Raw genomic sequence first — 23,184 nt, 5'->3', positions numbered from 1 at the left:
CCGTCGAGGTGTCAGCGCAGCGGACCCTAACCCGCCACCCGCGCCGGGGACAACGCGCGGTGATCGGGTGACCACTGTCCGTATCAGTCGATCATCGCCATTCGGCCGCCCGCGCGGAGCCGGGCGGGGGAGTCCGGGCCGCCGAACGGGCTCAGCCGCCGACCGCGACCTTGCCGCGCAGCCAACTCCACACATCTGGAGCAGTACCCGCGGTATGCGGCCTGCTCGCGAAGTGCTCGGGGCTGCCCAGCTGCCCGCGCCGCGCGGCTTCCTCATCCAGGATGAACTCCGGGCGCAGGTGCTCGGTGTCGTAGTAGCGGTGGAACACCGGGGTCAGCGAACCGGACATGGGCGGCACGATCCAGCTCCAGTCCGCCGGGCAGGTACGACCGGCCTTCTCCTCCTTGGCCACGTGCGCCAGGAAACGCTGGGACTCGGTGTGGTGGTCGCTGATGGCGACCCCGGCGACCTGGTAGGAGTGCAGCACCGCCCGGTTGATCTCCACCAGCGCCCGGTCCCGCCACAGCGTGGCCTCCGAGCTGGTGTCCAGGCCCATCCGCTCGGCGATCTCGGGCAGCGCGTCGTAGCGGCCGGTGTCGCCGAGGTTGCGCGCGCCGATCTCGGTGCCCATGTACCAGCCGTTGAACGGGGCGGCGGGGTAGGCGACGCCGCCGATGGACAGCGTCATGTTGCTGATCGCCGGGACCGCGTGCCAGCGCAGGCCCAGCTCGCCGAACCAGGGGAGGTCCGGGTGGGTCAGCGGCACCTCCTCGCGCACATCCGCGGGCAGGTCGAACAGCCGGGGCCCTTCCGCGGCGGTCTCCACCACCAGCGGCAGCAGGTCGAACGGGCCGCGCGGCAGTGGCCGCTGCCAGCCCATCCGGTTCACCTGGGCGGTGAACCCGGTGTAGCGGGGGTCGCCGAGCACGGTGCCGTCGCCGACCGGGTAGCCGGCGTAGCGCAGCAGCTGCTCGTTCCAGATCCGCGGCGCGGGGCGGTCGGGCAGGTCGGGGGCGAAGATGGTGATGGCCGGGCGGAGCCGTCCGCCGTTGTAGGCCAGGCGCAGGTGCTCGAAGCACTGCGCGGCGACCTCCTCAGCCCGGTGCACCGCGCGCATGTCCCGCACCTTCATGCTGCGCCAATAGAGGCGGCCGATGCAGCGGGCGCTGTTGCGCCAGGCCACCCGCGCGCCGAAGGCCAGCTCCGCGCTGGTGTGCTGGTAGCCGCCGGTCATCTCGATCTCCGCGCGCACCCACTGGATCCGGGTCCGCACGTCCCCGGCCTCGGGGTGCTCGGCGTGGAAGAGCTCCAGGAACTCCGCGGCCTGCTCCGGGTCCACGCTGGGCGCGGCCGGGGCCGCGGGCGCCTCGGCGGCCAGCTGCGGGGGACGCGACCAGGGCGCGCCGGGACCGGGGGAACTGGCGGAGGAGAACATCGCCGCCAAACCTAGCCGCCGCGACTCACTCCTTCGGGGAGCGGGGTCACGGAGTCGGGCAGCGGCAGTTCTGCGGCGATGAACGGTGCGTGACGGTTGCGCCGCCTGGCACCGGTGTGTCATGCAGGTCCGGTGAGCGATGACACTCCGCCCGGGGGCAGCAACAACGACCTGAGCGGCTCGGTGGGCGGCGATGCCTGGCAGATCAGGGACGTGCACGGCGACATCCACCTCGGCCCCGGCCCCGCCCCGCTTCGCACCCCGCGCCAGCTGCCCGGCATCCCCGGCCACCTGGTCGGCCGGGACCGCGAACTGGCTGCCCTGACCGCGCTGCGCGCCGACGGTGCCCGGGTCGCGGTGGTCTCCGGCGTGCAGGACGCTCCCGGCCTCGGCCGCTCCGCCCTGGCCCTGCACTGGGCGCACCAGGCCGCCGCGGACTTCCCGGACGGCTGCCTCTACGCCGACCTGCGCGGCTCGGTCGACGCGCTGCCGGTCCGCCCGGACCACGTGGTGCACCGTTTCCTGGAGGCCTTCGGCGTCGACCGCATCCCGGCTGACCCCGACTCCCGCCTCGGCCTCTACCGCGAACTGCTGGCCAACCGGCGCATCCTGGTCGTCCTCGACGACGCCAGGGACGCCGACCAGGTCCGCCCCCTGCTGCCCACCGGCAACGCCGCCTTCGCCGTGATCACCACCCGCCGCGCGCTACCCGCCCTCTACGCCACCCACGGCGCCCGCCCCCTCGTCCTCGACGTGCTCACCCCGCAGGCGGCCCGCGACCTGCTCACCCCGTACCTGGGCACCGCCCGCGTGGCCACCGAACCCGTCGACGACCTCACCCTGCTCTGCGGCCGCCTGCCCGCCGCCCTGCACCTGCTCGGCCCCCACGCCGCCACCATGCCGGTGGCCACCCTCGCCGCGGGACTTCAGGAACACCTGGGCCTGGCCCAGATCCCCGACCTGGCAGGCAAACTCGCCGCCATCCAGGCATGGCAACGCGAACTGTCCACTCCGGACAGTCAACCCCGGTTCTCCTTGCCCAAGGCGCACAACCCGGCCCTGCTCCCCATCGCCGCCGCCGCGGTCGCGGCCACCACCATCGCGAACTGGACCGGCACCCTCGGCATCGCCACCCTGCTCGCGGTGCTCTACCTGGCGGCCAGGTTCACCCTGATGTTCCTCGGCCTGACCTGGCTACGACACCCCAACGACCGCGCCCACCTGGGCCTCGGCCTGCTCGCCGGCAGCACCCTGGGCTCCGCCGCCGACGCCCTGACCTCCATCCACGCCCGCGGCGACATCCTGGCCTGGCTCCAGTTCCTGGCCGTGGCCGCCCTCATCGCTCTCCTGCTCCTCCGCCTGACCCCCTTCCCCAAGCTCAGCCGGCCCGCTGTCGTCCCACCCACCCGCCGCCCCCTGGCCTACGGCGTCCTCACCGCCCTGGCCGTCCAGTTCATCCTGCTGTTCGTCGCCATCCCCAACGGCTACTCCACCGCCAGCCTCACCACCCGCGCCGGCGCCCTGGGCGCCCTGCTCCCCTGGGCAGCCCTCGGCGCGCTCTGCCTCCTGGTCGCCCTGACCACCCTCCCCAACCCCCGCCTCCGCGCCTTCACCCCCGCCGCCCTGCTCGCCCACACCGTCCCGGAACTCTTCCTGTACCTGGGCTCCCTGCTGATGGGCGACAACTTCACCTACGTCGGCAGCTCAGTAGCCGTCACCGGCCCCAGCCCAGTCCTGTACCCCCTCCTCCAAACGGCCGCCCTGGCTGCTCTGGTTGGCTGCACCTTGGCTATGCTCAGGACGTCGGCCCGATCTCGCTGAATTATCTTTTCGCTGGTCAGCGCGTTGGTGGATTTGCTCGCGGTCACTCGGACGGGTGGTCGGAGGGGGTTCGCGGCTCGCAAGGTCAAGACGAGAAGCAACCTTTTTGGCCGGAAAAGCGTTCCGCAGAGAAAGCGGAGGCGCGGCGGGGGGAACAGCGGGCCGGCAGCCGGCGCTCGGGCAGCCCGGGGGATGAGGACGCCCTCGGTGGGATGAGGACGGCCTCGGTCCGGGGGCCGAGGTGCGCTGCCCGCCCGGTCCGGCGCCTGGGGTCCGGGGCTGGGGAGAGCCGAGGTGCAGCGTCCGGGCGGGGCCGGTTGGGGCCGGGTCGCGGTCGCGGCGTACGCGCAGGGGATCGCGGCCCGAGGGTGCGCGGCCCCGAGGGTGAGCGGGCAGCGCCTGGGATTCGCGGGTGCGTGGGCGCTTGGGGGACCGCGGGCGAGCGGGCGGTGCTTGGGGCGGGGTGAGTGGGCGGCGGTGAGTGAGTGGCGTCGGCGGGGGAGCGAGCGCCCGCGCGGAGCGCCCCGGCTGGCCGAGGCTCGGCCGCGGCTGCCGGGGTCTCGTGATCGCGGGATTGCGGCGGGTCAGCTCGCGGGGCGCGGATCCTCCGCCGCCGAGGTGGCTGGTTTCGCGGCGACCGTGGTGGCATCCGGGCTCGGCGTGGCCTCGGTGAGCGGAGCCGTCCTGGCGTGCGCGGCAGCTGCGGGGCTCGTCGCGGTCCCGGGACTGGTGGCGGTTCCAGGGCTGGTTGCGGCCTCGGCGCTGGTGCCGTTTGCGGCGCTGGTCGCGGTCTCGGCGCTGGAGCCATTCGCGGGGCCGGGTGCGGTCGCAGGATTGGTCGCGGTCTCGGTGCCGGTCGCGGGTTCGGTGCCGGTTGCGGTCGCGGGGCGGGTTGCGGGTTCGGTGCCGGTCGCGGGGCCGGTCACGGTCTTGGAGCTGGTTGCGGTCTCGACGCTGGTTGCGGTTTTGGTGGTGGTTTGGCGGCGGGTGGCTTCGCGGAGGACGTGTTCGTCGGTGCGGGCGTCGTAGCGGCGGAAGGCGGGCAGGGCGGCGGCCAGGGCGGTGACCGCGGCGGTGCAGGCCAGGCCGCCGCTGATGATCGCGGTGGGGACGCCGGTCCACTGGGCCATCAGGCCCGCCCGGGCGTTGCCGAGCATGGGGCCCGCGGAGTACGACAGGAGCTCGATGCCGGCCAGGCGGCCGCGGAGCTCGTCGGGGATGGACTGGTTCCAGATCACCGAGCGGAACAGGCCGCTGATCATGTCGGCCACGCCGGCCAGGGCCAGGCAGAGCAGGACCAGCCACAGGCTGGTGGTCAGGCCGGCCCCGGCCATGGCGGCGCCCCAGGCCGCGGCGGCGATGATCACGGCCAGGCCGTGCCGGTGGACTCGGTGGGTCCAGCCGGAGGTGAGGGCGGCCAGCAGGGCGCCGACCGCGCCGGCGGAGTACATCAGGCCCAGCGCCCAGGGGGCTTGCAGGCGGTCGGCCAGGAACGGGAACAGGGCCTGGGGCATGGCCATCGCCATCGCGACGACGTCGACCAGGTAGGTGCCCGCGAGGTCGGGGCGGGTGGCGGCGTAGCGGATCCCGGTGGCGATGCTGCGCAGGCCCGCGGCCTCCGCCTGCTCCGTCGGCGGGGCGGGGCGCATGCGCAGGAGCAGCAGCAGGGACAGCGAGAAGGTGAGCAGGTCCAGGAAGTAGGCCCACTGGAAACCGGCGAACTGGACCAGCAACCCGCCGAAGGCCGGGCCGGCGATGGCGCCGAAGTTCCAGCGCAGCGAGTTCAGCGCGCCGGCCGAGGCCATCATCGAATGCGGCAGGTAGCGCGGCACCAGGCCGTCCAGGCTGGGGCGTTGCAGGGCGTCGAGGGAGGCCACGCCCGCGGCGACCAGGTACAGCACCCATGGTTGCGGGTTGGGCAGCATCGCGTTGAGCAGCAGGACGCCGGTGCACACCATCAGGCCGGCCTCGCACCACACCACCATCTTGCGGCGGTCCAGCGCGTCGGCGAGGGCGCCGCCGTAGAGGCCGCACAGCACCATCGGGATGAACTGGGCGAGGGCGACCAGGCCCACCGCGGCCGGGGAGCCGGTCAGCTCCTTCATCTGGATGGGGACCGCGACGAAGGTGACGTAGCTGCCGAACATGGTGATCGCGCCCGAGAACGTCAGATAGCGGTAGTCCCTCGACACACGCAGCGGTGAGAAGTCCATGCGCAGTGCGGCGATGCGGGCGCGCCAGCTGGTGGGGTGTTCGGACACGAGCGGTGATGTTCGCCGGGCGGGGCGGCGCGCGCCACCCAATTACCCGGCGCGGGCGGCGGTGCGGCGGGTGGCGGTGCGGACGGGGTGGCGGGCGGTCACCAGGGCAGGGACAGGCGGGCGCGCAGGAGCAGTTCGAGCGTCCGGGCGCGGGCGGGGCGGGGGAGCGCGGACAGGCGGGCGGCCAGGGCGGGCAGGTGCCGGTGGTTGCCCGCGGCGACGGCGGCGGTGGCGGTGAGCGCGGCCAGGGGGTGGGAGTCCAGGGCGCTGTGGCCGATTCCGTTGAGCGGCACCAAAACTCCGTCCGGGGCCAGGTCGGCGATCTGGGCGGCGATCACCCTCGGGGTGCGGAGGTCGCGCTCGCCGGAGAGCACCGCGACCGGCCAGGTGAAGCCGGGCAGCTCGGCGGGCAGGTCGAAGGGCTCGCCGGCAAAAGCGGGAAAAGCCTTGGCGCGCTGGGCGAAGGACAGGTTGACGTCCAGGGGGAGGCCGTCCGGATCGGGGGCGTAGCCGAGCTCGCGGAAGGCCGGCACGCCGGCCAGGTCGAACTCCATGAAGTACGGCGTGTTCTCGGTGATCTCCTTGCCGCCCAAGCCGTGCAGCCACCGCCACAGCGCTTGGCCCCGCCCGGTGGCCAGGCGGTCCAGCAGGCGGCGCACCTGGGCCGGGCCGCCGTACTCGTGCACCAGCTGGATCACCTCGCCGGTCTCCTCGGCCGCCACCGTGCCCGCCTCGAGGAGCTCGCGCAGCCCCCGGGTGTCGAGGTACCGGCGGCGCAGCTCGGCGCGCTGGACCCGGCTGTCGTGCGCGGTGAGCATCGGCGAGTCCAGCACCATGCCCGCCACCCGCTCCGGATGCCGGACCCCGAGGCCCTGCGCCAGATAGGTGCCGTAGGAGCAGCCGTAGACGACCACCCGGTCCAGGCCGTGGTCATCCAGCACAGCGGCCAGGTCGTCCACCACCTGGGTGACGGTCAGCGCCTCGGGCGGCAGGTCGCGGCCCTGGTCGTCGGTGCGGGACAGGCCGATGCCGCGGTGTTCCACCATCAGCACGTCCAGGCCCCTGGCCGCGGCCTCGGCGCGCAGCCGCGCGTACGGCAGCACCGAGGCCAGGCCGGGACCGCCGGGCAGGACCAGGATCGGGGCAGGGGCGGCCTGCGGTGGACTCAGCCGGACGTGGTGCAGGTTGAACTCGGCCGCGCCGCCGGGTGTCACCGGCCTGCGCGTGGCGCGCACGCCCGGCATCCGCCGCAGCCGCTCCGCGGTGTCCGTGGTCACCACCCCCTGCCCCGACCATACCCAGCAGCGGGGCGGCCGCGAGTCAGTTGAGCCGTTCGACCCGCACCGGCAGCACCCCGGCCGACTGCGGGGCCAGCACGCCGAAGGCGGCCCAGGTCAGGTTGACGCAACGGTCCGGGTGCGCCTGCGCGTTCGGGCTGAAGTCGTTGACCCGCACGACAACCGAGGTCTCCGACCCGGTCCAGGTGACCCGCAGCAGCGTGTTGTGCCCCCAGTCCCGCGCGCCGGTGGTCATGGCCAGCCGGTCGAACTTCTCCCCGTAGGCGGTCATCCGATCGGGTTGACCTTCCACCCCGTACCAGGAGGCCTTGCACTCCATGGTGGGCGGACCGGACGGGTCGGCGGCCGCGACTCCGGGGTGCAGCGCCAGCAGGGCGACGGGGATGAGGGCGATCAGGCGGCGTGGCATGGGTTTTCCTCCGAGCTGACCGTCCACCGTGGACGGTCGCCCCAGAGTAGTCGATCTTGATCTAGCCGAGTCCCTCGGCGGTGCGGCGCAACTCGGCCAGGGTGTCGGCCACCAGCGGCCGGTGCTCGCTGCCGCGGCGGATCGCGGCGAAGACCCGGCGCACCGGGGCCGGGTCGGCCAGCGGCCGGGTCACCGCGCCGGCCAGCCGCACCCCGTACAGCGCCGTGCGCGGCACCAGCGCGACCCCGGCGCCCGCCCCGGCCAGTGCCGCGGTGGCCCGGAAGTCGGCGGAGTAGTGCGTGATCCGCGGCGTGATCCCGGCGTGCTCGCAGGCCAGCCGCACCACGTCGTAGACCGGGTTGCCGGGGGAGGGACTGATCCAGTCCTCCCCGGCCAGCTCGGCCAGGGGGATCTCGGCGGCGCGGGCCAGCGGGTGCGCGGCGGGCAGCACCGCGTCGAAGGGCTCGGCGTAGAGGGCCACCCTGGCCACCCGCTCGTCGTCCTCGCGCGGCGCGCCCCGGTACTCCACCGCCACCGCCAGGTCGACCTCGCCGTCCATCAGCATCGGCAGGCTCTCGTGGCCCTCGGCGTCGCGCACCCGCACCGCCACCCCCGGCGCGCGCTCGCGCAGCGTGGCGATGGTCGGCGCGACCAGCAGCCCGATCGCGCTGGCGAAGGCGGCCACCACGATCTCGCCGGTGCGGCCGCTGGCGTGCGCGGTCAGCGCCGCCTCGGCGCGTTCCAGCTCGGCCAGGATCGTGTTGGTGTGGCTGAGCAACAGCTTGCCCGCCGCGGTCAGCTGGACCCGCCTGCCCCGGCGTTCCAGCAGGGGCTGGCCGACCTCGGTCTCCAGCGCGGCCAGGTGCTGGGAGACCGCGGACGGCGTCACGTACAACGCGTCCGCGGCCGCCGTCACCGTGCCGTGGTCGGCCAGCGCGCGCAGCATGCGCAGGCGGCGGAGGTCCAGCACGACCTCAGCCCCGCGCGCGGTGGGTCACTCGCAGACCTTCCAGCCCGCGTCCTCCTTGACCAGGTTCAGCTTCTGCTTCCCCGGGCTCTGGCCGGGGGCGGTGAGGTCGATCATGGCGGTTCCGACGGGCGGCGTGGCCGACACCGAGGCCACGGTGAGCGTGGCCTCCGGGACGTGCTTGACCACCTTGCCCTCGGCCTTGTTCTTGGTCAGCTTCTCCACCATGCGCTCGCAGGTGTAGGGCGCGTACTCGGACACGGGGGCCTTGCCGCCTGAACGCAGGTCGTTCTGCCACGCCCCGGCGAAGCCGGTCGCCACCGCGCGGGCCGCGGCCGCCTCCGGACCGGAGTCGCCGCCGCCGGTGTCCCCGCCGCTGCCGCCGGTGGGCGCCACGCTGCCGCCCCCGCTCGGCCGCACCGACCCGGTGGTCAGCCTCGGCCGGGAGGTGGCGGTGACGGAGGTGTCGCTGGGCGGCGCGGCCACCGTGTTGGACGGGGTGGGGTCGTCACCGGAGAAGGCGTAGATGCCGCCGATGATCCCGCCGACCACGACCACCACGGCCGCGACCGCGATGCCGGCGATCAGGCCCTTGTTCGGGCCGCTGGGCGGGGGCGCGCCGAAGCCGCCCTGCTGCTGGTAGCCGCCGAACTGCGGGTTCTGCTGGTACGGGTCCTGGCCGAAGCCGGGCTGCGGCTGGCCGGGCTGCTGGCCCCAGCCCTGCTGCTGCGGGTCGGGCTGGCCGTAGCCGGGCGGCGGCTGCTGGCCGAAACCGGGCTGCTGGCCGGTCTGCGGGTAGCCCGGCTGCGGCTGGCCGCCGGTCTGCGGGTAGCCGCCGGGCTGCTGCGGCTGGCCCCAGCCCTGCTGACCCGGCTGCTGGCCGTGGGGGTCGGGCTGGCCGTAGGGGCCTGGCTGCTGGGGCGGGTAGGTCACCGGGTACTCCTGCGAAAAATGTGGGGGGCGGGAAAGCCACCACAGTCTGACGCAGACCGGTGAGCCTTGTGGTCCGAACGGGTCAAAACTACGCGACCAGGTAGGCGGGCAGGTCGCGGCCCAGATCGTCGAAGACCTCGATGTTGTGCCGGTAGGCCACGATCGCCTCCTCGATGACCCTGCGCTGCTCGGCCGGGTCGAAGGGCAGCAGGTCGAGCATCTCCCGGTAGCCGTCCTTGAACCGCTTCACGTTCTTGATCAGCGGGAAGCTGTAGGCCGAGGCGCCGCGGTCGCCGGGAAGCTGGTAGGCGCGGACCACGCAGCGCTGGATGATCTGGCCACCGGAAAGATCGCCCAGGTACCGGGTGTAGTGGTGCGCGATGAACCCGCCCGGCCAGTCGAAGCACACCTGGCGCATCCGGGCCAGGTAGCGCAGGGTGGCCGGGCTCGGCGTGATCCGCTCCCGCCAGTCCAGGCCGAGCAGGTAGGCCAGGTCCTCGGCCAGCGCGGGCACCCGGCTCAGTTCGGGCAGCACGAACCGCCGCCCGACCGCATCGGCGCGCATGACCTGCGCGGCCTCCTCCAGCACCGAGTAGGCGAAGTACTGCTGCGCCACCATCTCGGCGTAGCCGGCGCGGCTGAGCTTGCCGCCCAGCATCGCCGCCACGTACGGGGAGTGCTGCGCCTCCGCGTGGTCGCCGCGGGTGCGCGCCCGCAGCTCGGCGGAAAACCGCGGCGGCTCAACGACTTCGGACATGATCAGCCTCCTCCTGGCCCGGCCCTGAGTCTGCTGGCCGGGCGGCTGGGGGGTCAAGGGTTTCACGACAGGTTGTCAGAATATCCTGACGAGGTGTCAGAACCCTGCCGTGCCTCCTCAGGCTAGGTTAGGCTTGCCTAACTTGACAAGGGCGCGAGTGGGTGTGCTCCAGGTCACTTCGGGTGGGTCGATGAGTTTCCGCTGGACCGGCGGTCTGTCCTGGCGTAACCACAACGAGGACGGCAGGAGCACCCCATGCGCATCGTGGTCAGCGAGTTCATCAGCCTGGACGGCGTCGTGCAGGCCCCCGGCGGCCCCCAGGAGGACACCGACGGCGGCTTCGCCCACGGCGGCTGGTCGCACCCCTTCTTCGACCCGGAGGTGGTCGGCGGCTTCTTCGACGAGGCGCTGCGCACCGCCGACGGCCTGCTCTTCGGCCGCCGTACCTGGCAGGTCATGGCGGAGGCGTGGCCGGAGCGGGCAGGCGACCCGTTCGCCGACCGGATGAACACCCTGCCCAAGCACGTCGTCTCCGGCACCCTCACCGAGGCGGACCTGACCTGGAACACCACCCTGATCCCGGCCGCCGACCTCCTGGCCGGGGTGCGGGAGCTGCGCGCGGCCACCGGCGGCGACCTGGTGGTCATGGGCAGCCCGAGCCTGGTGCGCGCGCTGCTGGCCGAGGGCCTGGTGGACGAGCTGCGGCTGGTGCACATGCCGGTGCTGCTCGGCGGCGGAAAGTCGATCTTCCCGGCCGAGGGCGGCAAGCGAACCCTGGAGCTGGTGTCCACGGCCGCGGCCAGCACCGGCGCGCAGGTCAGCGTCTACCGGCCGGTCCAGGAGAGCTGAGCTAGCGGCGGGGCAGCTTGCGCGGTTTCCCGTCGGGACCCAGCCGCGCGCCCACCCCGCGCAGCACGAAGGCCACCGTCTGCTCGGTCGCCTCGGCCAGCGCGGACTCCGCCAGCCCGGCCAGGCTGCGCCCGCTGACACAGGCGGTGACCAGCGGCACCAGCGCGTCCAGGTCCGCCTCCGGCAGGTAGCCCTTGGCCATCCCGGCAGCCAGGACCCGGCGCAGCGTGGCCTCCAGTTCGGTCACGTGGTCCAGCACCCGGCTGCGCCCCTGTTCGGAGAGCAGCGGTCGCAGCGCGGAGCTGGGTGGCATGTGCCGGGTGGCGAAGACCCGGATGTGCAGCCGGACGTAGGTGGCCAGCTTGTCCACCGGGTTGTCCAGCTCGGCCAGCGCCGCGGTCAGCTCGCGCAGGTAGCCGCCGGTCTCGTGCTCGGCGAAGGCGAGCAGCAGCGACTCCTTGTCCGGGAAGTAGTTGTACATCGCGGTGCGGCCCACCTCGGCGGCCGCGGCCACCTCGGCCAGGGTGAGCGCGTCGTAGCCGCGTTCGCCGGCCAGCCGGGACAGCGCGGCGAAGATCCGCTCCCGGGTCTGCTCCCGGTGCTCGGCCAGCGAGGCGCCGACGATCTTCGGCATGCCTGCCAGGATATGCCCGGCACATCCGGGGCGGGGGACGGCGGATAGCATCGGGGCTCCTCGGGCGCCCGCGCCCGCAGCCGTCTCGATGTCCTAGGAGTCCGTCGTGTCCCAGTTGAGTCCCGCGCCCGCCGTGCTCGCCTCGCGTGTGACGGTGCCAGCCGGGACTACCGCAGGCGCGGCGCTGCGCGAGCTGGAGGCGCCGAACAAGGGGCCGCAGGCCGTCATCGTGGTGCGCGACCCCGAGGGCAACCTGCGCGACCTGTCCTGGGCCCCGGCCGCCGACACCGAGGTCGAGCCGGTCACCGCCGAGTCCGCCGACGGCCGCAGCGTGATCCGGCACTCCGCCGCGCACGTGCTCGCCCAGGCGGTGCAGGAGCTCTTCCCCGAGGCCAAGCTGGGCATCGGCCCGCCGGTCAAGGACGGCTTCTACTACGACTTCGACGTCGCCCGCCCGTTCACCCCCGATGACCTGGCCGCGCTGGAGAAGCGCATGAAGCAGATCATCAAGGGCGCGCAGCGGTTCTCCCGCAGGGTCTTCGGCTCCCAGGAGGAGGCCAAGGCCGAGCTGGCCGGTGAGCCGTACAAGCTGGAGCTGGTGGACATCAAGTCCGATGTGGACACCAGCGAGGTGATGGAGGTCGGCGGCGGCGAGCTGACCATCTACGACAACCTCGACCCGCGCAGCGGCGACAAGGTCTGGGCCGACCTGTGCCGCGGTCCGCACGTGCCCACCACCAAGTACATCCCGGCGTTCAAGCTGATGCGCTCGGCCGCGGCCTACTGGCGCGGCAGCGAGAAGAACCCGCAGCTGCAGCGGATCTACGGCACCGCCTGGGAGACCCAGGAGGCCCAGGACGCCTACCTGGAGCTGCTGGCCGAGGCCGAGCGCCGCGACCACCGCAAGCTCGGCGTGGAGCTGGACCTGTTCAGCTTCCCCGACGAGATCGGCTCCGGCCTGGCCGTGTTCCACCCGCGCGGCGGCGTGATCCGCAAGGCGATGGAGGACTACTCGCGGCGCCGCCACGAGGAGGAGGGCTACGAGTTCGTCTACAGCCCGCACATCACCAAGGGCGGGCTGTTCGAGACCTCCGGCCACCTGGACTGGTACCGCGACGGCATGTACCCGGCGATGCACCTGGACGCCGAGTACGACGAGGCGGGCAAGCTCCGCAAGCCCGGCCAGGACTACTACCTCAAGCCGATGAACTGCCCCTTCCACGACCTGATCTTCCGGTCCCGGGGCCGCTCCTACCGCGAGCTGCCGCTGCGCATGTTCGAGTTCGGCTCGGTCTACCGCTACGAGAAGTCCGGCGTGGTGCACGGCCTGACCCGGGTGCGCGGCATGACGCAGGACGACGCGCACATCTTCTGCACCCCGGAGCAGGTGCAGGAGGAGCTGAAGTCGTTGCTGGGCTTCGTGCTCGGCCTGCTCCGCGACTACGGCCTGGACGACTTCTACCTGGAGCTGTCCACCCGCAACGAGGAGAAGTACGTCGGCTCCGACGAGGTGTGGGCGCAGGCCACCGAGGCGCTGCGGGTCGCCGCCGAGGACTCCGGCCTGGAACTGGTGCCCGACCCCGGTGGCGCGGCCTTCTACGGGCCGAAGATCTCGGTGCAGGCCAAGGACGCGCTGGGCCGCACCTGGCAGATGTCCACCATCCAGGTCGACTTCAACCTGCCGGAGCGCTTCGAGCTGGAGTACACCGCCGGTGACGGCTCCCGGCAGCGGCCGGTGATGATCCACCGCGCGCTCTTCGGCAGCATCGAGCGGTTCTTCGGGGTGCTCACCGAGCACTACGGCGGCGCGTTCCCGGCCTGGCTGGCCCCGGTGCAGGTGGTCGGCATCCCGATCGCCGACGAGCACGTCGAGCACCTGATGCGGGTGAAGAAGGCGTTGCGCGCCAAGGCGATCCGGGTCGAGATCGACGCCGGTGACGACCGCATGCAGAAGAAGATCCGCAACCACACCACGCAGAAGGTGCCGTTCCTGCTGCTGGCCGGGGCCAAGGACGTGGAGGCCGGCGCGGTGTCCTTCCGGTTCCGGGACGGCACCCAGATCAACGGGGTGCCGGTGGACACCGCGGTCGAGCTGATCGCCACCTGGGTCGACCGGCGGGAGAACAGCAGCCCCACCGCGGAGACGGTCAGCCCGCTGCTGCCCCAGTAGGCGGTTTCCCCCCACGCCCATGTGTTGCCTGGCAACATATGGCTATGAGCGTTGGGGTGGTGCTGCCGCTGGGGGCGGAGCAGGCTGACCTGCACACGGTCGGCGGCAAGGGCGAGTCACTGTCCACGCTGGTCAGGGCGGGTGTGCCGGTGCCGCCGGGCTTCCACGTCACCACCGCGGCCTACCGGGGCTTCGTCGCGGGCGGCCTGGACGAGACGATCCGGGCCGCCCTGCGCGCCGAGCCGGAGGAAGCCTCGGCGGCCATCGCCGAGGCCTTCGAGCGGGCCGCGTTCCCGGCCTCGACCGCTTCGGCGATCCTGACCGCCTACGCCGAGCTGGGCAGCCCCGCGGTGGCGGTGCGCTCCTCGGCCACCGCGGAGGACCTGCCCGGCCTGTCCTTCGCCGGGCAGCAGGACTCCTTCCTCAACGTCACCGGCGAGGAAGCCCTCCTGGACGCGGTGCGCCGCTGCTGGGCCTCGCTGTGGACCGCCCGCGCCATCGGCTACCGGGCCCGGCACGGCGTCACCGGCGAGCACGCCCTCGCGGTGGTGGTCCAGGAGCTGGTGCCCGCGGAGTCGGCCGGGGTGCTCTTCACCGCCAACCCGCTCACCGGCGCGGGAGACGAGATCCTGATCAACGCGGCCTGGGGGCTCGGCGAGTCGGTGGTCGGCGGCCAGGTCACCCCGGACAGCTACGTGCTGCGTGGCGAGTCGGTGCAGCGGCAGGTGGCGGACAAGACGGTGCGCACGGTGCGGGCCCCCGGCGGCACCAGGGACGAGCCGGTGCCCACCGACCTGCGCTGGCTGCCCGTGCTCACCGACGACCAGGCCAGGGAGCTGGCCGCGCTGGGCAGGCGGATTCACGAGGTCTACCGCCGCCCCACCGACGTCGAGTGGGCCTGGCACGACGGCCGCTTCGCCATCCTGCAAGCCCGCCCCATCACCACCGTCGTGCCGGAGACCTGGAACGACTCGCTGCGCGGGGACTACCTGTGGACCAGCGCCAACCTGGGCGAGGCGGTGCCCAGCGTGATGACCCCGGCCACCTGGTCCCTGGCCCAGGCGGTGTCGCTGACCTCGATCGGCGGGCACCCGATGGCCGGCAACATCGGCGGCCGCTTCTACCTCAACCTCAGCCTCAGCCTGGGCATGGCCGACGCGGTGGGCGCGGGCCGTTTTGCCCGCCGCGCCAACGAACACCTCCTGGGGCGCATCGACGACGACCTGCCCCGTCTGCCGGAGTCCCGGCTGACGCTGATCCGGCTGGCCCTGCGCGCCGGCCGCACCGAGCTGCGTGCCGAACGCGAGCTCCGCACCCGCCTGCCCGAGCTGCTGGACAGGGGCAGGCAGCGCTGCCGCGACCTGCGCGCCCGGATCGCCGCCACCGGCACCGCCGCCGACCTCGCCGCGCTGTGGGACAGCGAGCTCGCCGGATTGCTCGCCGACGCCCGGCTGCTCTCCGCCGCCGCCCGCACCGTCGGCGTGGACCAGTCCCGGGTGCGCGCCCGGCTGGACCGTCTGGTCGAACCGGCCGAGGCGACCGCGCTGCTCAGCGGCGCGCACGGCGCCGGTGGCGAGCTGGCCAGCCTCGGCCCGGTGCTCGGCCTGGCCGAGCTGCGCGCAGGCCGGATCGACCGGGACACCTTCGCCGACACCTGGGGCCACCGCGGCTCCGACGAGTTCGAGGTTTTCAGCCCGCGCCCCGCCGAGGACCCGGCCTGGATCGACCGGCAGCTGGCCACCCTCGGCACCGGCGAGCAGGACCCCTCCACCCTGCTGGCCCGCCAGGCCCAGACCCGGCAGGCCGCCTGGCACCGGCTGCGCACCCGCCACCCCCGCCAGGCCGCCAAGCTGGCCCCGAAGCTGGACAAGGCGGCCAAGGCCGCCCGCCGCCGCGAGCTGGCCCGCTCGGAGTTCGTCCGCGCCTTCTGGGTCTTCCGCGCCTTCCTGCTGCGCGCGGGCGAGCTGACCGGGCACGGCGAGGACCTGTTCTTCCTGCCGGTCACCGACACCGTGCGGGTGCTGCGCGGCGACCCCGGACCCCTCACCGCGGTCCCGGCCCGCCGCGCCGCCTACCAGCGCTACCGCACCCTGCCGCCCTACCCCACGGTCATCCGCGGCCACTTCGACCCGGAGGCCTGGGCCGCCGACCCGGACCGGCGCGTCGACCGCTACGACGCCCGCGACACCACCGCAGAGCCCGCGGCCGAGGGCATCATCCGCGGCTTCGGCGGCGTGGCCGGGGTGGTGGAGGGCGTGGTCCGGATCCTGCGTGACGTCGAGGACGGCGAGCGGCTTCAGCCTGGCGAGATCCTGGTGACCACGGTGACCAACGTCGGCTGGACCCCGCTGTTCCCGCGCGCCGCCGCCGTGGTCACCGACGTCGGCGCGCCGCTCTCGCACGCCGCGATCGTGGCCCGCGAGCTCGGCATCCCCGCCGTGGTCGGCTGCGGCGACGCCACCCTCCGGCTGCGCACCGGCGACCGGGTACGCGTGGATGGCGGCCAGGGCACGGTCACTCTGCTCCCTTCCAGGTCCTAGGATCGATTCATGGGTGAGCCGGAGCTGGACGCGCAGGAGGGCATCGGGATTCCCGACCCGTTGCAGCGGTTGTGGACCCCGCACCGGATGGCCTACATCCGCGGCGAGGGCAAACCGGCCGACGCCGAGCCGACCGGCTGCCCCTTCTGCCAGGTCACCGCGCTCGATGACCCCAACGGCCTGGTCATCGCCCGCGGCGAGCTGGTCTTCGCGGTGCTCAACCTGTACCCGTACAACCCCGGCCACCTGATGGTGCTGTCCTACCGGCACATCCCGGACTACACCGACCTGGACCCGGCCGAGACGGTCGAGTTCGCCGAGTTCACCCAGCGCGCCATGCGGGCCATCCGGCACGCCGCGGCGCCGCACGGGTTCAACATCGGCATGAACCAGGGCACCGTGGCCGGGGCAGGCATCGCCGCGCACCTGCACCAGCACGTGGTGCCGCGCTGGGGCGGGGACGCCAACTTCATGCCGGTGGTCGCGCACACCAAGGTCCTGCCGCAGCTGCTCGGCGAGACCCGCGAACTGCTCGCCGGGGCCTGGCACGAGGTCGGCTGAGCCACCCCGGTGGCCGGACCTGGCGCGGGTTAGGCTGGCGTCACCAGGTCCTTTGCCCACGCCGGTCACCGGAAAGTCGATGCCGAACAGCCGATGCTGAACATCTTCGCCCGCGCGTCGGTCGCGCGCGTCACCGATCCGGTCGGGTCCTGGCTGCTGCGCCGCGGGCTGACCCCCAACGCGATCACCGTGCTGGGCACCACCGGCACGGTGCTGTCCGCACTGTGGTTCCTGCCCCGTGGCGAGCTGCTGCTGGGCACCGTGGTGGTCACCCTGTTCACCCTGTTCGACCTCATCGACGGCGCGATGGCCCGCGCCCAGGGCAACGGCACCCGCTTCGGCGCGGTGCTGGACGCCAGCTGCGACCGGATCGCCGACGGCGCGCTGTTCGCCGCCATCGCCTGGTGGGCCTTCGTCGAGGCCCAGGACCGGGCCCTGGGCGCGGCGGCCCTGCTGTGCCTGGTCACCGCGCAGGTCATCTCCTACGTCAAGGCCCGCGCCGAAGCCACTGGCCTCTCCGCCGACGGTGGCCTGGTGGAGCGCGCCGAGCGGCTCATCCTGGCCCTGGTCGGCACCGGGCTGACCGGCTTGGATGTGCCCTACGCGCTGGACATCGCGCTGTGGCTGCTCGCCGCGCTGTCCGTGCTCACCGTCGGCCAGCGGCTGCACGCGGTGTACCGCAGCGCCAAGGCGGCCCGGTGACCGCTGTCCGCGACCGGCTGATCGACACCGGGTACGCGGCGGGCTGGCTGCTCACCCGCGCCCTGCCCGAACCCCTGGCGCTGCGCCTGTTCACCGCGATCGCGCTGCGCGCCGAACACCGCGCCACCGGCAAAGGCCTGCGCCGCAACCTGGCCCGCCTGGTCACCCCGGACCACCTCGACGACACCGTGCGCGCGGCCCTGCGCTCCTACGCCCGCTACTGGGCCGAGACCTTCCGGCTACCCGCCCAGGACCCGGCCGCGCTGCGCCACCGGATCCACGTCACCGGGGTCGAGCACCTGGACGCCGCCCGCGCCGCCGGCCGCGGCGTGCTCCTGGCGCTGACGCACAGCGGGAACTGGGACGTGGCCGGGCTCTGGCTGTGCGCGCACGCCGGCCGGTTCACCACGGTCGCCGAACGCCTGCGCCCGGAGTCGCTGTACCGCCGTTTCCTGGCCTACCGCGAGTCCCTCGGCTTCGAGATCCTGCCGCTCTCCGGCAGCGCCCCACCCGGCCGGACGCTGCTGAAACGCTTGCGCGCCAACGGAATCGTCTGCCTGCTCGCCGACCGGGTGCTCACCGGCGCGAGCGTCCCGGTCACCCTCTTCGGCGAACCAGCCCGGCTGCCCTCCGGTCCCGCGCACCTGGCCGTGATCACCGGCGCGGCGCTCGTCCCGGCCGCCACCTGGTTCACCGACGACGGCTGGGGCCTGCGCTTCCACCCCGCCCTGCCGGTCACCGACATCGCCGGCACCACCCAGCTCCTGGCCGAGGCCTTCGCCGCCGACCTGGCCGCGCACCCCGCCGACTGGCACATGCCGCACCCGGTGTGGACGGCCCCTCGGTGAGGATCGGCCTGGTCTGCCCGTACTCCTTCGACGTGCCCGGCGGCGTGCAGACCCACGTCCTGGACCTGGCCCGCGAGCTCCGCCACCGCGGCCACCGGGCCCAGGTGCTCGCCCCCTCCCGCCGCACCGACCTGCCCGGCTACGTCACCCCCGCCGGTGGCGCGCTCGGCATCCCCTACAACGGCTCGGTGGCCCGCCTGTCCTTCGGCCCCAGCGCCCTGCGCCGCGTCCGGCACTGGCTGCGCCAGCACGACCCGGACCTGCTGCACCTGCACGAACCGGCCGCCCCCAGCCTGTCCCTGCTCGCCCTGGCCGTCACCGACCGCCCGGTGGTGGCCACCTTCCACACCAGCTCCCCGATCACCCGCACCCCCTTGGCACCGCTGCTGCGGCCCCTGCTGCGCAAGATCACCACCCGGATCGCGGTGTCCGAGGCCGCCCGCGCCACCCCCGGCATGACCGAGATCCCCAACGGCGTCAACACCGCCCTGTTCGCCCACGCCGAACCACTCCCGCTGCCCGCACCTTCGATCGGTTTCCTCGGCCGCTTCGACGAACCCCGCAAAGGCCTCCCGGTCCTGCTCGCCGCCGCCCGCGCCCTGCTGCCTGCCCACCCTGGCCTGAACCTGGTCATCGCCGGCGCGGGCAACCCGGCCGCGCTCCGCCGCGCCGCCGGCCCGGAGCTGGCCGCCCGCCTCACCCTGCTCGGCCAGGTCGACGAACAGACCAAGGCACGGCTGCTGCGCGGCGTGGACCTCTACTGCGCGCCCAACCTCGGCGGCGAGAGCTTCGGCATGGTCCTCACCGAAGCCATGGCCGCCGGCGCACCCGTCGTGGCCAGCGACCTGGCTGCCTTCCGCCGGGTGCTGGACGGCGCGGGGGAGACCTTCCCGGTCGGCGATCACGTTGCCCTGGCAGGAAAACTCGCCGCCCTGCTGGCCGGCCCGGCTCGCCGGGCGGAGCTGGCCGCGGCCGGACTCCGCCGGGTCAGCCGCTACGACTGGACCGAGGTCGCCGGGCAGCTGGAGGAGGTCTACCGGGCCGCGCTCACCGCGCCACGCCTGGTCCCGGCCGGACCGCCCGCTCCCAGGCCTCGGTGATCAGCGCGCACACCCGCTCCGGCTGTTCGACCGAGTGCAGCGCCACCGGTCCCGGGCGGTCCTCCCTCGGCAGCTGACGCAGCGCGCCGAGCAGTCCGGGCGGGGTGAACAGGATGGTGCCCAGCCCGTCGGCGTCCCGGTGCGCCAGCCGCGGCCGGGTCTTCGGCCCGAACCGCACCTCGTGCACCACGACCCGGAACAGCCCGACGCGGCTGGCCAGCACCCGGCGACCGGTGACCACGTACTCGGTGCGGCGCAGCGCCCACGCCCGCCGCACCGGCATGAGCAGCATCCCGGCCACCGTGACCACCGTCGCCACCACCGGGAACGTCACCCCGGTGTCACGCCAGGACCGCACCAGCCAGGGCAGCGGGACGGCCAGCCCTGCGAAGACCAGCAGCGGCAGGTCGAAGGACCGCAGCAGCAGGAACTTCCGCGGCCGCCCCCGCCACAGCACCGTCTCCCCGGCCTCGAACTCATGATCCCCCATGGCCTGACGCTATCCACCTCGACCACGCCGTGCCAGGGACATCGCCGTCAGCGCCGGTCGCAGGCGCGCGAGAGCAGCGCCAGCACCTCCGCCGGTCCTTCCACGGCGTGCAGCACGGTGAGCTGCCGCAGCGGCACGTCCAACTCCGGCGGCTCCTCCGGGCAGTCGCCGGGAAACAGGGTGGCGAACACGATCGTGCCCCGCCCGTCGGCGTGCCTGTGCCGCATCCTCGGCCGGGCGGCCGGGACGAGCGGTAAGTCCCGCACCGCCTTCGGGCCGCTCTCGCGGTGCCGCAGCTCGGCCACCCTGCGGTCGGTGACCACGTACTCGGTGCGGCGCAGCCAGTACGCCCGGTGCGCGGCCAGCACGAACCCAGCCGCTATCACCGCACCGCCGAAAACCCAGGCGAAGGCCGGCGCGTCCTTCGTCGTCAGCAGCACCGCGACCATGACCGCCACTGGCAGCACCGAGGCCAGATCGGCCAGCAGGCGCGCCCGGATCCGCCCCGGCCTGCCGCGCCAGCGCACCGTCTCACCCGCGTACTCCGCAACCCCCATGACCCGACGCTACCCACCGCGGCCGCACCGGAGCACGCAGCGATGTTCGGCCGTTGTTCAGAGCTTGGCCGCGATCGCCTCCGGCAGCGGGTCGTAGCGGGCGAAGCGGCGGGTGAAGGTCGCGGTGCCGGAGGTCAGCGAACGCAGGTCGATGGCGTAGCGCAACAACTCCGTGCACGGCACCTCGGCGCGAACCATGGTCCGGCCCGCGCCCGCGGCCTCGGTGCCCAGCACCCGGCCGCGGCGGCCGGACAGGTCGCCCAGCACGGTGCCCAGGTGGTCATCGGGCAGCAGCACCGCGACCTCGTCCACCGGTTCCAGCATGGCGATCCCGGCCGAGGCGGCGGCCTCCTTCAAGGCCAGCGAGGCCGCGGTCTGGAAGGCGGCATCGCTGGAGTCCACGCTGTGCGCCTTGCCGTCGACCAGGCTGACCCTGATGTCCACCACCGGATAACCGGACTGCAGGCCCTTGGCCATCTGGGCCCGCACGCCCTTCTCCACGCTCGGGATGAACTGGTGCGGCACCGCGCCGCCGACCACCTTGTCCACGAACTCCAGGCCCGCGCCGCGCGGCAGCGGTTCCACTACCAGGTCGCACACCGCGTACTGGCCGTGCCCGCCGGACTGCTTCACGTGCCGCCCGTGGCCCTTGCCCGCCTTGGCGAAGGTCTCCCGCAGCGGCACCCGCACCGGCTCGGTGTCGACCTCGGCGCCCCCGGCGCGCAGCCGTTGCAGCACCACGTCGGCGTGTGCCTCGCCCATGCACCACAGCACCAGCTGGTGGGTCTCGGCGTTGCGCTCCAGCCGCAGCGTCGGGTCGCTGGCGGCCAGCTTGGCCAGGTTGCGCGCGAGGACGTCCTCATCGCTGCGGGTGCGGGCCAGCACCGCGATCGGCAGCAGCGGCTCGGGCATGTCCCACGGCCGCACCAGCAGCGGGTCCTCCGGCGCGGAGACGGTGTCCCCGGTCTCGGCGGAGGTCAGCTTGGTCAGCGCGCACACGTCACCGGCCACGCAGTAGGGCACCTCGCGCAGCGTCGCGCCCAGCGGGGAGTAGACGTGCGCGACCCGCTCGTCGACGTCGTGGTCCTCGTGGCCCCGCTCGGCCATGCCATGCCCGGAGATGTGCACCGGCCGTTCCGGGCGCAGCGTCCCGGAGAACACCCGCACCAGCGACACCCGGCCCACGTAGGAGTCCACCGCGGTGCGCACCACCTCCGCGACCAGGGGCCCGTCCGGGTCGGCGGCCAGGCGGGGGCGGGGGATGCCGTCGGTGCCGGTGACCTCGGGCGGCTCGTGCTCGGCGGGGGAGGGGAAGGCGCGGGTGAGCATCTCCAGCAGCTCGGGCACGCCCAGCCCGGTGGTCGAGCACACCGGGATCACCGGGTGGAAGGAGCCGCGCGCCACCGCGGTCTCCAGGTCCGCGATCAGCACCCCCTGGTCGAGCTCCTCGCCCTCCAGGTAGCGCTCCATCAGCGTCTCGTCCTCGCTCTCGGCGATGATCCCCTCGATCAGGGTGTCCCTGGCCAGCGCGAACTCCTCGGCCATCGACTCCGGCGGCGAACCGGTGATCAGCCCGACCAGCCCGGTCAGCGACCCGCCCTCGCGGATCGGCAGGTACAGCGGCAGCACGCCGTCGCCGAAGGCCTCCCGGCAGGCCGCGGTCTCGGCGTCGATGTCGGCGCGCTGGTGGTCGCAGCGGGCGATGACCACCGCGCGCGGCATGCCCACCGCCGCGCACTCCTGCCACAGCGTGACCGTGGCCGCGTCCACCCCCTCCGCGGCGCACACCACGAACAGCGCCGCGTCGGCCGCGCGCAGCCCGGCGCGCAGCTCGCCCACGAAGTCGGCGTACCCGGGGGTGTCGATCAGGTTGACCTTGACCTCGCCGTGCATGAACGGGGCCACCGACAGCCCGACCGAGCGCTGCTGGCGCACCGCGGCCGGATCGTGGTCGCACACCGTGGTCCCCTCGGTGACCGAGCCGGTGCGGTTGATCACCCCCGCCGCGGCCAGCAGCGCCTCGGTGAGCGTGGTCTTCCCGGAGCCGGAAGGCCCGACCAGCACGACGTTGCGCACCTTGGTGGGGTCGGCTACAGCGACCTGGCCGCCGGCGTGGCCGTTGTCGGCGTGCTTGCTGCCCATGGCACTTCCACCTCCCGAACGCGGCCGGCCTGCTCCGGCCGCGCGTTGGATGTGTCCGATCTCACACCCGATGGCCTGGTGGCGTCCACCCCCGGGCCGTCGCACCATCCGGGAGTACTAATTGGCGGTGATGAGTGAGCTGCTGACCCCGCTGCCCCGCCCGCGCACCGCACGGCCCAGCCGCGGCGGCGTGCCCGCCACCGGCGCGCACCTGCTGGACTGGGACTGGGCCCGCTACCGCCTGGAAGACGCCCGCAACTACTGGATCGCCACCAGCAGCGCCGCCCGCCGCCCGCACACCCGGCCGGTGTGGGGCGTGTGGCTGCCCGCGGGGTTCTGCTTCGTCACCGGTTCGACCGCGGTGCGCAACCTGGCGGTCAGCCGGGAGATCACCGTGCACCTGGAAAGCGGCGACGAGGTGGTCATCGCCGAGGGGGAGGCCACCGTGCTCAGCGCCCAGGCCGACCTGTCCCGGCTGGCCGAGGAGCTGCACCGCAAGTACCGCTGGGCGCTGCACCTGGCCGACGGCCGCCTGGCCGGGGAGGGCGGCCAAGGCGGCCCCGCCTACCTGGTGCGGCCCAGGGTGGTCTTCGGCTGGGCCCAGAACGGGGAGAGCATGACCAGGTGGCGTTTCGGCCCACCCGGCGGCCGGTGAGCGTGACGCGGGTAACTGGCCTGCTCAGATCGCGCGGAATTGGCCACTTCAGGGG

Annotated in this window: 19 protein-coding genes and 1 pseudogene; 9 read left to right on the top strand and 11 right to left on the bottom strand. The window is 73.6% G+C overall.

Annotation, left to right across the window (positions count from 1 at the left end):
• Positions 1-151: 151 nt before the first annotated feature.
• A complete protein-coding gene (locus M8C13_RS23505; RefSeq protein ID WP_252482827.1) occupies positions 152-1,435 on the bottom strand; it encodes a nitric oxide synthase oxygenase in 1,284 nt (427 codons plus the stop codon).
• A 132-nt stretch (positions 1,436-1,567) separates the two neighbouring features.
• Between M8C13_RS23505 and M8C13_RS23500 the strand changes: the two genes are divergently transcribed.
• Positions 1,568-3,256 carry a hypothetical protein gene (locus M8C13_RS23500; protein ID WP_252482826.1) on the top strand — a complete coding sequence of 563 codons (1,689 nt, stop codon included), beginning with the start codon at positions 1,568-1,570 and terminating at the stop codon, positions 3,254-3,256.
• 584 nt (positions 3,257-3,840) lie between these two features.
• On the opposite strand, the gene M8C13_RS23495 is transcribed toward M8C13_RS23500, so the two are convergent.
• The 6 genes from M8C13_RS23495 to M8C13_RS23470 form a co-directional block, all read right to left on the bottom strand.
• A complete protein-coding gene (locus M8C13_RS23495; RefSeq protein WP_252482825.1) occupies positions 3,841-5,517 on the bottom strand; it encodes an MFS transporter in 1,677 nt (558 codons plus the stop codon).
• 98 nt (positions 5,518-5,615) lie between these two features.
• Positions 5,616-6,794: an alpha/beta hydrolase gene (locus tag M8C13_RS45120; RefSeq protein ID WP_308202852.1), complete on the bottom strand. Its 1,179-nt coding sequence runs from the start codon at positions 6,792-6,794 to the stop codon at positions 5,616-5,618.
• A 43-nt stretch (positions 6,795-6,837) separates the two neighbouring features.
• Positions 6,838-7,224, bottom strand: coding sequence for a septal ring lytic transglycosylase RlpA family protein (locus M8C13_RS23485; RefSeq protein ID WP_252482824.1), 387 nt, complete (start codon positions 7,222-7,224; stop codon positions 6,838-6,840).
• Positions 7,225-7,285: 61 nt separating this feature from the next.
• Positions 7,286-8,194, bottom strand: a complete 909-nt coding sequence (locus M8C13_RS23480; RefSeq protein ID WP_252482823.1) for a LysR family transcriptional regulator — start codon at positions 8,192-8,194, stop codon at positions 7,286-7,288.
• Positions 8,195-8,218: 24 nt separating this feature from the next.
• Positions 8,219-9,124, bottom strand: coding sequence for a hypothetical protein (locus M8C13_RS23475; protein WP_252482822.1), 906 nt, complete (start codon positions 9,122-9,124; stop codon positions 8,219-8,221).
• 88 nt (positions 9,125-9,212) lie between these two features.
• Complete coding sequence (locus tag M8C13_RS23470; protein WP_252482821.1) at positions 9,213-9,881, bottom strand: heme oxygenase (biliverdin-producing); 669 nt, start codon at positions 9,879-9,881, stop codon at positions 9,213-9,215.
• 255 nt (positions 9,882-10,136) lie between these two features.
• On the opposite strand from M8C13_RS23470, the pseudogene M8C13_RS23465 reads away from it, so the two are divergent.
• A pseudogene (locus M8C13_RS23465) lies at positions 10,137-10,637 on the top strand (dihydrofolate reductase family protein); the annotation flags it as partial.
• A 94-nt stretch (positions 10,638-10,731) separates the two neighbouring features.
• Here the strand turns inward: M8C13_RS23465 and M8C13_RS23460 are convergent.
• Positions 10,732-11,364 (bottom strand): TetR/AcrR family transcriptional regulator, encoded by a 633-nt coding sequence (locus tag M8C13_RS23460; protein ID WP_252482819.1) that lies wholly within the window; start codon positions 11,362-11,364, stop codon positions 10,732-10,734.
• Positions 11,365-11,512: 148 nt separating this feature from the next.
• Between M8C13_RS23460 and thrS the strand changes: the two genes are divergently transcribed.
• From thrS to M8C13_RS23430, 6 genes are all read left to right on the top strand, one after another.
• The gene (gene thrS, locus M8C13_RS23455) at positions 11,513-13,534 is read left to right on the top strand and encodes a threonine--tRNA ligase (protein WP_252482887.1); all 2,022 of its coding nucleotides are present in this window, start codon (positions 11,513-11,515) and stop codon (positions 13,532-13,534) included.
• Between the two features lie 44 nt (positions 13,535-13,578).
• Entirely contained in the window at positions 13,579-16,074 is a 2,496-nt protein-coding gene (locus tag M8C13_RS23450; RefSeq protein ID WP_252482818.1) for a PEP/pyruvate-binding domain-containing protein, read from the top strand.
• 9 nt (positions 16,075-16,083) lie between these two features.
• Positions 16,084-16,635, top strand: coding sequence for an HIT domain-containing protein (locus M8C13_RS23445; RefSeq protein ID WP_252482817.1), 552 nt, complete (start codon positions 16,084-16,086; stop codon positions 16,633-16,635).
• A 93-nt stretch (positions 16,636-16,728) separates the two neighbouring features.
• Entirely contained in the window at positions 16,729-17,337 is a 609-nt protein-coding gene (gene pgsA / locus M8C13_RS23440) for a phosphatidylinositol phosphate synthase (protein WP_252482816.1), read from the top strand.
• Complete coding sequence (locus M8C13_RS23435) at positions 17,334-18,185, top strand: phosphatidylinositol mannoside acyltransferase (protein ID WP_252482815.1); 852 nt, start codon at positions 17,334-17,336, stop codon at positions 18,183-18,185. Before pgsA ends, M8C13_RS23435 begins: the two co-directional genes overlap by 4 nt.
• Positions 18,182-19,285, top strand: a complete 1,104-nt coding sequence (locus tag M8C13_RS23430; RefSeq protein ID WP_252482814.1) for a glycosyltransferase family 4 protein — start codon at positions 18,182-18,184, stop codon at positions 19,283-19,285. The genes M8C13_RS23435 and M8C13_RS23430 overlap by 4 nt, the downstream gene beginning before the upstream one ends.
• Here M8C13_RS23430 and M8C13_RS23425 read toward each other — a convergent pair.
• Genes M8C13_RS23425 through M8C13_RS23415 form a run of 3 tightly spaced genes read right to left on the bottom strand, consistent with a single transcriptional unit; the run spans position 19,233 to position 22,474 of the window.
• On the bottom strand, positions 19,233-19,775 hold the full coding sequence (locus M8C13_RS23425; protein ID WP_252482813.1) for a hypothetical protein: 543 nt from the start codon (positions 19,773-19,775) through the stop codon (positions 19,233-19,235). The two genes, M8C13_RS23430 and M8C13_RS23425, sit on opposite strands and share 53 nt — an antisense overlap.
• A gap of 47 nt (positions 19,776-19,822) precedes the next feature.
• Positions 19,823-20,332 carry a hypothetical protein gene (locus M8C13_RS23420; protein ID WP_252482812.1) on the bottom strand — a complete coding sequence of 170 codons (510 nt, stop codon included), beginning with the start codon at positions 20,330-20,332 and terminating at the stop codon, positions 19,823-19,825.
• A gap of 57 nt (positions 20,333-20,389) precedes the next feature.
• On the bottom strand, positions 20,390-22,474 hold the full coding sequence (locus M8C13_RS23415) for an elongation factor G-like protein EF-G2 (RefSeq protein WP_252482811.1): 2,085 nt from the start codon (positions 22,472-22,474) through the stop codon (positions 20,390-20,392).
• A 130-nt stretch (positions 22,475-22,604) separates the two neighbouring features.
• On the opposite strand from M8C13_RS23415, the gene M8C13_RS23410 reads away from it, so the two are divergent.
• Positions 22,605-23,129, top strand: coding sequence for a pyridoxamine 5'-phosphate oxidase family protein (locus M8C13_RS23410; protein WP_252482810.1), 525 nt, complete (start codon positions 22,605-22,607; stop codon positions 23,127-23,129).
• Positions 23,130-23,184 lie beyond the last annotated feature (55 nt).

Source organism: Crossiella sp. SN42 (genome assembly GCF_023897065.1).
In the GTDB taxonomy this organism is placed as follows: domain Bacteria; phylum Actinomycetota; class Actinomycetes; order Mycobacteriales; family Pseudonocardiaceae; genus Crossiella.
This window is presented reverse-complemented; position numbering and strand designations above follow the sequence as displayed.

Coding starts and splice junctions, on each gene's coding strand:
- M8C13_RS23505 (WP_252482827.1), bottom strand. CDS start 1,435: ATGTTCTCCTCCGCCAGTTCCCCCGGTCCCGGCGCGCCCTGGTCGCGT.
- M8C13_RS23485 (WP_252482824.1), bottom strand. CDS start 7,224: ATGCCACGCCGCCTGATCGCCCTCATCCCCGTCGCCCTGCTGGCGCTG.
- M8C13_RS23470 (WP_252482821.1), bottom strand. CDS start 9,881: ATGTCCGAAGTCGTTGAGCCGCCGCGGTTTTCCGCCGAGCTGCGGGCG.
- M8C13_RS23460 (WP_252482819.1), bottom strand. CDS start 11,364: ATGCCGAAGATCGTCGGCGCCTCGCTGGCCGAGCACCGGGAGCAGACC.
- M8C13_RS23450 (WP_252482818.1), top strand. CDS start 13,579: ATGAGCGTTGGGGTGGTGCTGCCGCTGGGGGCGGAGCAGGCTGACCTG.
- M8C13_RS23445 (WP_252482817.1), top strand. CDS start 16,084: ATGGGTGAGCCGGAGCTGGACGCGCAGGAGGGCATCGGGATTCCCGAC.
- pgsA (WP_252482816.1), top strand. CDS start 16,729: ATGCTGAACATCTTCGCCCGCGCGTCGGTCGCGCGCGTCACCGATCCG.
- M8C13_RS23425 (WP_252482813.1), bottom strand. CDS start 19,775: ATGGGGGATCATGAGTTCGAGGCCGGGGAGACGGTGCTGTGGCGGGGG.
- M8C13_RS23420 (WP_252482812.1), bottom strand. CDS start 20,332: ATGGGGGTTGCGGAGTACGCGGGTGAGACGGTGCGCTGGCGCGGCAGG.
- M8C13_RS23415 (WP_252482811.1), bottom strand. CDS start 22,474: ATGGGCAGCAAGCACGCCGACAACGGCCACGCCGGCGGCCAGGTCGCT.
- M8C13_RS23410 (WP_252482810.1), top strand. CDS start 22,605: ATGAGTGAGCTGCTGACCCCGCTGCCCCGCCCGCGCACCGCACGGCCC.